General features: G+C 72.0%; 10 protein-coding genes. 4 read left to right on the top strand and 6 right to left on the bottom strand.

Annotated features, from left to right (window positions below; all coding sequences use genetic code 11):
• Positions 1–86: 86 nt before the first annotated feature.
• The 3 genes from ACFP3V_RS17595 to ACFP3V_RS17585 all read right to left on the bottom strand — a co-directional run bounded on the left by ACFP3V_RS17595 (position 87) and on the right by ACFP3V_RS17585 (position 3364).
• Positions 87–791, bottom strand: a complete 705-nt coding sequence (locus ACFP3V_RS17595; protein WP_380584448.1) for a hypothetical protein — start codon at positions 789–791, stop codon at positions 87–89.
• A gap of 258 nt (positions 792–1049) precedes the next feature.
• Entirely contained in the window at positions 1050–2270 is a 1221-nt protein-coding gene (locus ACFP3V_RS17590) for an acetyl-CoA C-acetyltransferase (protein WP_380584446.1), read from the bottom strand.
• Positions 2271–2323: 53 nt separating this feature from the next.
• A complete protein-coding gene (locus ACFP3V_RS17585) occupies positions 2324–3364 on the bottom strand; it encodes an SGNH/GDSL hydrolase family protein (protein ID WP_380584444.1) in 1041 nt (346 codons plus the stop codon).
• Positions 3365–3498: 134 nt separating this feature from the next.
• Here ACFP3V_RS17585 and ACFP3V_RS17580 point away from each other — a divergent pair, with 134 nt between their 5' ends.
• The gene (locus ACFP3V_RS17580) at positions 3499–4893 is read left to right on the top strand and encodes a cystathionine beta-synthase (RefSeq protein ID WP_380584442.1); all 1395 of its coding nucleotides are present in this window, start codon (positions 3499–3501) and stop codon (positions 4891–4893) included.
• 415 nt (positions 4894–5308) lie between these two features.
• Here ACFP3V_RS17580 and ACFP3V_RS17575 read toward each other — a convergent pair whose 3' ends face one another.
• Positions 5309–5587 carry a hypothetical protein gene (locus tag ACFP3V_RS17575; RefSeq protein WP_380584441.1) on the bottom strand — a complete coding sequence of 93 codons (279 nt, stop codon included), beginning with the start codon at positions 5585–5587 and terminating at the stop codon, positions 5309–5311.
• Positions 5588–5677: 90 nt separating this feature from the next.
• On the opposite strand from ACFP3V_RS17575, the gene ACFP3V_RS17570 reads away from it, so the two are divergent.
• Positions 5678–5998 (top strand): hypothetical protein, encoded by a 321-nt coding sequence (locus ACFP3V_RS17570; RefSeq protein ID WP_380584439.1) that lies wholly within the window; start codon positions 5678–5680, stop codon positions 5996–5998.
• Positions 5999–6399: 401 nt separating this feature from the next.
• A complete protein-coding gene (locus ACFP3V_RS17565; RefSeq protein WP_380584437.1) occupies positions 6400–7584 on the top strand; it encodes a L,D-transpeptidase in 1185 nt (394 codons plus the stop codon).
• Between the two features lie 36 nt (positions 7585–7620).
• On the opposite strand, the gene ACFP3V_RS17560 is transcribed toward ACFP3V_RS17565, so the two are convergent.
• A complete protein-coding gene (locus tag ACFP3V_RS17560; RefSeq protein ID WP_380584435.1) occupies positions 7621–8556 on the bottom strand; it encodes a DUF4190 domain-containing protein in 936 nt (311 codons plus the stop codon).
• Positions 8557–8677: 121 nt separating this feature from the next.
• On the opposite strand from ACFP3V_RS17560, the gene ACFP3V_RS17555 reads away from it, so the two are divergent.
• Positions 8678–9841: a cystathionine gamma-synthase gene (locus ACFP3V_RS17555; protein WP_380584433.1), complete on the top strand. Its 1164-nt coding sequence runs from the start codon at positions 8678–8680 to the stop codon at positions 9839–9841.
• Positions 9842–10008: 167 nt separating this feature from the next.
• On the opposite strand, the gene ACFP3V_RS17550 is transcribed toward ACFP3V_RS17555, so the two are convergent.
• Positions 10009–10461 (bottom strand): MarR family winged helix-turn-helix transcriptional regulator, encoded by a 453-nt coding sequence (locus ACFP3V_RS17550; RefSeq protein WP_380584431.1) that lies wholly within the window; start codon positions 10459–10461, stop codon positions 10009–10011.
• Positions 10462–10484 lie beyond the last annotated feature (23 nt).

Below are 10484 nucleotides of genomic sequence, written 5' to 3'. Positions count from 1 at the left end.
ACCCGTTGATGGGACGAACCTCCGTGGGTGGTGGGCTGGCCGCGCAGTTCCCCGCGCCCCTGAGGGGCCCTGGCGGGCCCCACGGGCTAGAGGCTGGCGACGACGCGATCCGCGAGGACGTAGACGGTTTCGTCGCCGAGGGCGAAGGTCAGGGCGTGGGCGCCGGGCAGGCGCGAGGAACCGAGCAGCCGCACGTCCTCGCCGCGGTCCACCGCCTCACGGATCTTCGCGCCGGTCGCCGGGTCCCCCGGCGCTATGCACAGGGTGGTCTCGTCCTCGAAGACGTAGACGTCCAGCGTGCCCATCGGGCCCGGGCGCACGTCGCGCAGCGCCGTGCCGACGTCGACCAGTTCCATCAGCCGCAGGTCGGTCCACTCCGGGGTGGGCGTGGGCTGGGGGACGAACCCGGGCTGCGCGGGGTGCGGAGCGGTGGTGCGGCGGTCGCCCTCGGTGATCATGTCCTCGAGCGCGGACTTCAGCGCGTCCGCGAACTCCGGGTCCAGCGTGCCCTCTTCGTCCACGTAGCCACGCGGGGCGGGGAGGAACAGGGTGTTCCGGTCGAAGAGGGATTCGCCCGGCGGCTCGACGGTGTCGGCCTCGGCGCGGGCCTCCTGCTCCGCCCAGAAGGCCCGGGCCTCGGCGATCTCCCGCTCGCGCTCGTCGGCCAGGGCCGCGGAGACGGCCGAGCGCACGGTTGACTCGAGGCGGCGCGCAAGGGCGCGCTGGCCGATGAACGCGGCGCACGCCACGGCGGCCACGAACAGCAGCAGGACGAGAAGCAGGACGGTCACGGGAGGCACCCCTTGCGGGAGTCGTTCAGGCGGTCACCCCAACAGTGCCGCACCGGGGGGATTCCCGGCACAGGGAAATGTCCCTCTCATATGTGACCTGTGACAATCCCGGGCGGAATTTGGCAACGCTGCGGAATCATGCGGTCGCGGAACGTATAAAAACCTGCTCGAATATCACCGAGAATGGCCGGATCCTCGCGCAACGTGATCCGGCCATTCCCCGACGGCAGTACCGCCAAACGGGTAATGCTGAAGTTTCTATGAGAGCCGCTCGATGACCATGGCCATGCCCTGCCCGCCGCCGACGCACATGGTTTCCAGGCCGAACTGCTTGTCGTGCCACTGCAGCGAGTTGATCAGCGTGCCGGTGATCCGGGCGCCGGTCATGCCGAAGGGGTGGCCGACCGCGATCGCGCCGCCGTTCACGTTGACCTTGTCGAGGTCGAAGCCGAGGTCGCGGTAGGAGGGGATCACCTGGGCCGCGAAGGCCTCGTTGATCTCGACCAGGTCGATGTCCGCGGCCGTCAGGCCCGCCCGGCGCAGGGCCTGCTGGGATGCCTCGACCGGGCCGTAGCCCATGATCTCGGGGGAGAGGCCGGAGACGCCGGTGGAGACGATCCGGGCCAGCGGGGTCAGGCCCAGCTCGCGCGCCTTGGTGTCGGACATGATCACCAACGCCGCCGCGCCGTCGTTCAGCGGGCAGCAGTTGCCCGCGGTGACCCGGCCGTCCGGGCGGAAGACCGGCTTGAGACCGGAGACCGCCTCCAGCGTCACGCCCGCGCGCGGGCCGTCGTCGGTGGCCACGACCGTGCCGTCCGGCAGCGTGACCGGGGTGATCTCGCGGGCCCAGAAGCCGTCCTGGATCGCCTTCTCGGCCAGGTTCTGCGAGCGGACGCCGAACTCGTCCATCTCCTCGCGGGTGATCCCCTTGAGCCGGGCCAGGTTCTCCGCGGTCTGGCCCATGGCGATGTAGGCGTCCGGGACCAGGCCGTCCTCACGCGGGTCGTGCCAGGAGTCCGCGCCCTGCTCGGCGACGCGGGCCGTGCGCGCCTCGGCCTCGGCGAACAGGGGGTTGTGGGTGTCCGGCAGCGAGTCCGAGTTGCCCTTGACGAAGCGGGAGACCATCTCGACGCCGGCCGAGATGAAGACGTCGCCCTCGCCCGCCTTGATGGCGTGCAGGGCCATCCGCGAGGTCTGCAGCGAGGAGGAGCAGTAGCGGGTGATCGTGCAGCCCGGCAGGTGGTCCATGCCCATCTGCACGGCCACGATGCGGCCCAGGTTGTTGCCCTGCTCGCCGCCGGGCAGGCCGCAGCCGAGCATCAGGTCGTCGATGTCCTTCGGGTCCAGCTCGGGGACCTTGGCCAGGGCGGCCTGGATGATCGTCGCGGTCAGGTCGTCCGGCCGCAGGTCCTTGAGCGAGCCCTTGAAGGCCCGGCCGATGGGGGACCGGGCGGTGCTGACGATGACGGCTTCGGGCATCGGAACTCCTCGGGGCGCGTGTGCGGGACAGGGACCTGCGCCAGAAGCTACCGTCAGGTAGCACCCAGATCGGCGCCGACCCCGTGTGAGTTGTCTGACGTAGACAGCTGACGCTCCGCCAGATTCCGTCCGCGGCGCTGCAGCAGGGACGCCCAGCGGCCGCGCGGGCCGGAGCCCGCTCCCTGGACCTCGGCGCCGGACACCTCGGTGCCGGCCTGCCGGGCGGCCGCGGCCGCGGCCTGGGCGACCGGGAGCACTGCGGACTGCTCGGCCGCGTCCGCCGCCGGGACCGGCCACAGGTCGAGTGCCGCGCAGAGCGTGGGCAGCAGCGCCATGCTGGCGGTGGCGTAGCCCTGGGCCGAGGGGTGGTACCGGTCCGAGGCGAACATCTCCGGCCGGCCGCGGAACTCCGGCCCCAGCAGGTCGCCCAGCGAGACGCTGCGCGCGCCCGCCTCCACCACGGCGATCGTCTGCGCGGCGGCCAGCTGGCGGCTGGCCCGCCGGGCCAGCCAGCGCAGCGGCGGCCGGACCGGCTCGATGGTGCCCAGGTCCGGGCAGGTGCCGACGACGACCTCGGTGCCCGCCGCCCTCAGCCGCCGCAGCGCGTCGCCGAGCAGCCGGACCGACTCGGCCGGCTTGAGCCGCTGGGTGACGTCGTTGGCGCCGATCATCAGCAGCGCCAGATCGGGCACGCGCTCGCCGCCGAGGACCTCGGTGACCTGGCTGTCCAGATCCGCGGAGGTGGCCCCGTTGAACGCGGACACCTGCAGTCTGACGGGCCGTTCGGCGATGGAGGAGATGCCGCCCGCGAGCAGCGCGCCCGGCGTCTCCCGGCCGCGGTTGACGCCGAACCCCGCCGCGGTGGAGTCGCCGAGGACGGCGAGCAGCAGCGGCGGCTCGCCGTTGTCGGCGAACTCGGGGCCGTAGAGGCCGTCCGCGCGCGGCGGCTCGCCCTGGAGCGTGTTCAGCGTGTGCTCGGCCAGCTTGGCCTCGGTCAGCAGCAGACCCGCCAGGCCGACGCCCAGCAGACCGATGCCGCCGCCGCCGTAGGCGGCGGCTGCGGCGATCCGGCGGGCAACGCGTGCTCTTGACATGACCACCCCCGGTGAAGGACTCCGGTGACGTCCTGTAAGGGACGTACCCATTGAGCATGCCCCACTACGCTGGCAGGTACGGGGCCGACAGACCGTGCAGCTCCGTGTATTTCCGGCGAACCGCGGAGGAACCCGTGCGGTACCACGACTCGATCATCGACCTGGTCGGCAACACCCCTCTGGTGAAACTGAACAAGGTCACCGAAGGCATCCAGGCCACTGTTCTCGCGAAGGTCGAGTACTTCAATCCCGGCGGCTCGGTCAAGGACCGCATCGCCATGCGGATGATCGAGGCGGCCGAGGCCTCGGGCGAGCTCAAGCCCGGCGGCACGATCGTCGAGCCGACCAGTGGCAACACCGGCGTCGGCCTGGCGATCGTGGCCCAGCAGAAGGGCTACAAGTGCATCTTCGTCTGCCCGGACAAGGTGTCCACTGACAAGATCAACGTGCTCCGGGCCTACGGCGCCGAGGTCGTCGTCTGCCCGACCGCCGTCGCCCCCGAGCACCCGGACTCCTACTACAACGTCTCGGACCGCCTGGTCCGTGAGACGCCGGGCGCGTGGAAGCCGGACCAGTACTCCAACCCGAACAACCCGGCCTCGCACTACCACTCCACCGGCCCCGAGCTGTGGGAGCAGACGGACGGCCGGATCACCCACTTCGTCGCGGGCGTCGGCACCGGCGGCACGATCTCCGGCACCGGCAACTACCTCAAGGACGTCTCGAAGGGGAAGGTCCAGGTCGTCGGCGCGGACCCGGAGGGCTCCGTCTACTCGGGCGGCACCGGCCGCCCGTACCTGGTCGAGGGCGTCGGCGAGGACTTCTGGCCGACCGCCTACGACCCCAAGGTGGCCGACCGGATCGTCGCCGTCTCCGACAAGGACTCCTTCCAGATGACCCGCCGCCTGGCCAAGGAGGAGGGCCTGCTGGTCGGCGGCTCCTGCGGCATGGCCGTGGTCGCCGCGCTGGAGGTCGCCAAGGAGCTCGGCCCGGACGACGTGGTCGTCGTCCTGCTGCCGGACTCCGGCCGCGGTTACCTCAGCAAGATCTTCAACGACGACTGGATGCAGGACTACGGCTTCCTGGAGGAGGCCGGCGACGAGGCCACCGCCGGGGACGTGCTGCAGCGCAAGGACGCCCTGGAGCACGAGGGCATCCCGCAGTTCGTCCACATGCACCCGAACGAGACCGTGGGCGAGGCCGTCCAGGTGCTGCGCGACTTCGGCGTCTCGCAGATGCCGGTGGTCTCCCCGGGCGCCGGCCACCCCGACGTCATGGCCGGCGAGGTGATCGGCTCGATCGTCGAACGCGAGCTGCTGGACGGCCTGTTCGCCAAGCGCTTCTCCCTGGAGGAGCCGCTGGGGCAGCACATGTCCGCGCCGCTGCCGGTGGTCGGCTCCAAGGAGTCGGTCAGCTCGCTGATGGCCGCGCTGGAGAAGTCCGACGCCGCCGTGGTCCTGGTGGACGGCAAGCCGCAGGGCATCGTGACCCGGCAGGACCTGCTCTCGTTCCTGGCTGACCGCAAGTAGCCCGCCGGGGCGGTCCGGGGGCCGCGCTCCGGGCCCGGCAGACGACGCGCAGGTGGCGAGCGGTAGTTCGACTGCTCACTGTGCTGTCGCGCAATCGGTACACCCGCGTCACGCACCGGCAGCACGGGCTTAACACGGCTCCGGCATCGTAGTGGTCACGGCAAGAAGCCGAGCGTGGTGACAGCAGCAGTCCGGAGCGGCTCCCGGGCACCGCGGTCACCTCGGGCGCGTCGGTCCGGCCCTGACCCGGCCGGCCGCGTCCCGCCCGTGGGGACGCCGTCGTCCCGCCCCCGTCGACAGACGGGGTGCGGCGGCCCCACGGCGCCAGCTCCGCGTTCCCGGGTGGGGGAATCCGTCGGAGACAGCAGGGCCGGCCCTTCGGGGCCGGCCCTGACTGGTTTTCAGCGGCCGTCCGTCAGAAGGCGGTTGGCTCCCAGAGCGCGTTGCGACGGCGCAGCACCACGAACAGGCCCGCGCCCGCGAGCAGGCAGCCCGCCCCGCCGATCGCGTAGGAGGCGACGTCCGGCTGCTGGTGGGGTTCCTGGGCCACCGCCTGGGTGACCCGGCCGGAGTCCTGGCTGACCGGGTGGGGCAGCGCGGCCGCGGTGGGCCGGCTGTCGGCGGGGCCGATCGCCAGCGAGCCGACGGCGGCGAGGCCGGCCGCGGCGGCGATCATCGGCAGTCGAGAGGGCAAGGCGCGCTCCTGTGGTCCGAACGTCCGACCGGGGGCGGAGGGTTTCGACGATGCTAATCAGCCGTGGCCGCTTTGGATAGGCTCCGCCTCATGAGTACTGAGAGCAGCGAGGCCGCGCCCCGCTACGTCCGTCTGCAGATCGAGCTTGTCGCCGAGGTGGTGGACGAGAAGGCGCTGCAGGTCGCCGCACTTGAGCAGGTCAACAACGACGAGTTCCTCGAGCCCGAGGAGCGCGCCGAGGCCATCGAGGCCATCAACGTCGACCCCGCCGGGGCCGTCGCCCACTTCATCGACCCCGTCGCCCTGCTGGAGGGCATCCCCGGCGTCGAGCTCGCCGAGGCCAGCTGGGAGACCCAGCCGGTCGACTACGACCCCGACAACGAGGACTGGGAGGTCTACGAGGAGGAGTGACTCCTCCTCGTAGACCCCGCGCAGCACCAGGGCCTGTCCGGCGGATCACTCCGGACCGGCCCGCGTCGTCCTCCCCGCCTTCGCGCGGGAGGCGCCCCCTGGTGCGGCCGGCTCCGAGGCGGCGGAGCGCCCTCGTACGGGACGTACCCGGGCGTTCCGCCGACGCGGGATGGCGGCACCTCCCGGCCGGAGGCCGGGGGAGGGGCGCCTGGCGGTGCGGGCCGGGAAGATCCGCCGCACAGGCCCCAGGAGACCCGTCCCGCCCCGGCCCCGGGGTGAGGCGGGTCTCCTTCTCGTTCCGGCACGGGCTCCGCTCGTGGAATCCGTGTTATGTCTGATTGGTCGGGATCCGACGGACAGGACGGTCGAGCGAGGAGCGGGGCGATGGCGGCAGCGGGGCAGTGGAGTCGACGGGCCGTGGTCGCGGGCCTGGCCAGTGCGCCGGTGCTGCTCACGGCGGCCTGCTCGAGCAAGTCCTCCGGCAGCCCCAAGGGCGGTGCCGGCGACGGCGGTTCGAGCCCCACCACCTCCACGGCGCAGCTGACGGTCACCCCGGCGGACGGCGCCCGCGGCGTCGACATGGGCTCCGTCGTCAAGCTGGTCGTCCGCGGCGGCACGGTCCAGTCCGCGACCCTGACGGCGGTGCCGTCTCCGGCGGGCAGACCAGCTGGGCCAGCACCGGGAGGCTCGCCTCCGGCACCTCCTACACGCTGACCGCGAAGATCCTGGACAGCAAGGGGACGCCCTCGACCAGCACCACCCGTTTCACCACCGGCAAGCCGGCCAGGACCTTCGTCGGCTACTACACGCCGGAGGACGGCAGCACGGTCGGTGTGGGGATGCCGGTCTCGATCACCTTCGACCACCCCGTCAGCAGCGCCCACCGGGGCGCGGTGGAGAAGGCGATATCCGTGACGGCCTCCCCCGCGGTGGAGGTCGTCGGCCACTGGTTCAGCCCGACCCGCCTCGACTTCCGTCCGGAGGAGTACTGGGCGGCGGGGACGAGGGTGACCGTCAGGCTCCGGCTCAAGGACGTCGAGGGCGCGGACGGCCGCTACGGCGTCCAGTCCAAGGACGTCGTCTTCACCATCGGGCGCAGCCAGACCAGCGTGGTGGACCTGGGCACCCGGACCATGACGGTCACCCGCGACGGCAAGGTCACCCAGCGCTGGAAGGTCTCCGGCGGCAGTCCCCAGCACACCACCTGGGGCGGGAAGATGGTGATCTCCGAGAAGTTCCTGCAGACCCGGATGAACTCGCAGACCGTCGGCCTCGGCGGCGAGTACGACATCAAGGACGTGCCGCACGCCCAGCGGCTGACCACCTCGGGCACCTTCATCCACGGCAACTACTGGTCGCCCGCCTCGGTCTTCGGCAACGAGAACGTCAGCCACGGCTGCGTGGGCCTGCACGACGTCAAGGGCGCGGGGGACCCGTCCACGCCGGCCGCGCGGTTCTACAACAGCTCGATCACCGGGGACGTGGTCGAGGTGCGCAACTCCGGGGACCGGACCGTCGACCCGGCCAACGGCCTCAACGGCTGGAACCTGTCCTGGGCCGACTGGAAGGCCGGCAGCGCCCTCTGACGCGCCGTCAGCCTCGTCGGCCCCGTCGCTTCGTGGTCACAGCCCGATCGCGTGGTGCAGGTCCTGGTAGCTGGGCCAAGGGCCCCAGCCCGAGGTGAAACCCCGCTCCGCGTCGGACCAGGTGCCCGCGTCCGAGGCCGACGCGAGCTGCTGGGCCGCGGGGATCTCCTCCCGGAGCGCGGACGCGAGCGCGGCGGCGCTGTCCCGCACCGCCATGCCGCCGGTGGTCACCCGGTCCAGGAAGGCCGCCTCGGTGCCGTCCACCGTGACCAGTTCCTCGGCCAGGGCCACCCCGGCCTGCCACTTCTCCGGCGGCAGCGCGGCGATCTTGCGGTGCAGCAGCACCGACTCCGACGTCGGCCGCAGCAGCGCCAGCTGCGCGGAGGTGTAGCCGGAGAGGCTGCGGGCGTCGCCGCTCCACGGCTGCCCGGTGGCGTCGGCCAGCACGCAGAGGCTGTCGCGGATGCCATGGCCCCAGTCGTCCCTGGTCGGCGGGTAGGCGTAGAAGACGACGTCCGGGGAGAGCGCCCCCGGGTCCGGCACGGCCGCGGCGACGGCCCGGGCGCAGTCCACGACCGAACGCCGCATGGTGGCCCCGTCGCCCGGGTAGCCCCCGTGCCCGCCGTCCAGCTGCGGCCGGGCCACGATCTGCCCGTCGTGCTGCCCGGCGCAGCCGACGACGTCCACCTGGCCGGTGGCGTTGTCCGGCTCGTTGTAGCAGACGCCGGTCCGCATGGCCGTGATCAGGCCGTGCCGGGTGCCGACGTAGGCGGCCGCGCCGATCACCGCGACCATCGCCACCAGCGTCCAGCCCGCGCAGACCGAGAGCGCGACGACCGCCAGCCGCTTCCCGCGCTGGTCCCGCCTGGGTATGCGGAACAGCGCGACGATCCCGAGGACCACCCCGACCGGGACCAGTGCCAGCACCGCTGCGACCAGGCTGGTGACGGCGGCCGCGCTCGTTTTCTTCACCGCGCGAGCGTATCGAACGCCCACCCCGGGGCCGGTCACGTTTCCGCGTCCCCGTGGTGACGACTCGTCACCCGGGCGCGCGGCAGGGCGCTCCGCGCAAATCGGACTACGCTCAGGCCCCATGAGCGACCAGCACAGCACACACGGCGCACACGGCTTCGAGACCCTGGCCATCCATGCCGGGCAGGAGGCCGACCCGCAGACGGGCGCCGTGGTCACCCCGATCTACCAGGTGTCCACCTTCAAGCAGGACGGCGTCGGCGGCCTGCGCGGCGGATACGAGTACAGCCGGTCGGCGAACCCGACCCGCACCGCCCTGGAGGAGAACCTCGCCGCGCTGGACGGCGGCCGCCGCGGCCTCGCCTTCGCCTCCGGCCTGGCCGCCGAGGACACCCTGCTGCGCACGGTGACCAAGCCCGGCGACCACATCGTCATCCCCAATGACGCCTATGGCGGCACCTTCCGCCTCTTCTCGAAGGTGCTGTCCCGCTGGGGAGTTGAGTGGTCCGTGGCCGACACGCACCACGCCGAGCAGGTGCGGGCGGCGATCCGCCCGAACACCAAGGTCGTCTGGGTGGAGACGCCCAGCAACCCGCTGCTCGGCATCGCGGACATCTCCGCCCTCGCGCACATCGCCCACGAGGCGGGGGCGATCCTGGTCGTCGACAACACCTTCGCCAGCCCCTACCTGCAGCAGCCGCTGGCGCTGGGGGCGGACGTGGTCGTCTACTCCACGACGAAGTACATGGGCGGCCACAGCGACGTGGTCGGCGGCGCGCTGGTGACCGACGACGCCGCGCTGGGCGAGGAGTTGGCGTACCACCAGAACGCGATCGGCGGCGTGGCCGGGCCCTTCGACGCGTGGCTGGTGATGCGCGGCATCAAGACGCTGGGCGTCCGGATGGACCGCCACAGCAGCAACGCCGCGAGGGTCGCGGAGTTCCTGCAGAGCCACCCGAAGGTGGCGCAGGTGCTCTACCCCGGACTTCCCGAGCACCCGGGCCACGAGATCGCGGCGAAGCAGATGCGGGCCTTCGGCGGCATGGTGTCGTTCCGTCACAAGGACGGCGAAGAGGCGGCGGTGCAGGTCTGCAACCGCGCCAGGCTGTTCACCCTCGGCGAGTCGCTGGGCGGCGTCGAGTCCCTGATCGAGCACCCGGGCCGGATGACGCACGCCTCCGCGGCGGGCTCCGCGCTGGAGGTCCCGGCGGACCTGGTCCGGCTGTCGGTGGGCATCGAGTCGATCGACGACCTGCTGGCGGACCTTTCCGAAGCGCTCAAGTAGCCGGTGGCAACGCCCCGTCAGGGGCGCGGGGCTGCAGCTGACTCGCGGCTCCGCCGCGCGGGCGCGAGCAACACACCACTCGGGGAGGTTCGGCCCCATCTGCGGGTCGAGCCTCCGTGGGGTGGGGGCTGGTCGTGCGGTGTCCTCGCGCCCCTGCGGGGGGTTGCTCAGGGCTTGAAGAGTTTGATGGCGTCGTTGAAGCGCGTCAGCAACTCGCAGAACTGCTCGCGGTCCTGGGGCGTCCAGCCCTCCGTCAGGCGACCGATCATCTCCTGGCGCGACGCCCGGACCTCCTCCAGCCGCTTCCGCCCCAACGGCGACAGTTCCAGCAGCACGGCCCGGCCGTCGTCCGGGTTGGGGACGCGTTCCACCAGGCCCGCCTCGACCAATGGAGCGACCTGCCGGGTCACCGTGGAGGAGTCCACCCCCATCGACTCCGCCAGGCCCTTGACCCCGATCGGCGCCGTCCAGTCCAGGCGGTTGAGCACCAGGAACGCCGCCCGGTCCATGGAGTTGCGCTGGTCGCCCACCCCGCCCATACGGGCCTGCTCCGCGCGCCGGGCGAAGACGGCCACCTGGTACTGGAGACGGTCGTAGACGTCGGTGTCTGCTGTGGTCATCGTGGTCACGATCTGCTGGGGAA

This window comes from Streptacidiphilus monticola (assembly GCF_042658505.1).
GTDB classification, from domain to species: Bacteria; Actinomycetota; Actinomycetes; order Streptomycetales; family Streptomycetaceae; genus Streptacidiphilus; species Streptacidiphilus monticola.
Note: the sequence above shows the minus strand (reverse complement) of the source record. Positions and strands in the feature narration are given on the sequence as shown.

Excerpts from the sequence above, each read along its gene's own strand:
- ACFP3V_RS17590 (WP_380584446.1), bottom strand. The coding sequence starts at position 2,270 with ATGCCCGAAGCCGTCATCGTCAGCACCGCCCGGTCCCCCATCGGCCGG.
- ACFP3V_RS17585 (WP_380584444.1), bottom strand. The coding sequence starts at position 3,364 with ATGTCAAGAGCACGCGTTGCCCGCCGGATCGCCGCAGCCGCCGCCTAC.
- ACFP3V_RS17570 (WP_380584439.1), top strand. The coding sequence starts at position 5,678 with ATGAGTACTGAGAGCAGCGAGGCCGCGCCCCGCTACGTCCGTCTGCAG.
- ACFP3V_RS17550 (WP_380584431.1), bottom strand. The coding sequence starts at position 10,461 with ATGACCACAGCAGACACCGACGTCTACGACCGTCTCCAGTACCAGGTG.
- ACFP3V_RS17555 (WP_380584433.1), top strand. The coding sequence starts at position 8,678 with ATGAGCGACCAGCACAGCACACACGGCGCACACGGCTTCGAGACCCTG.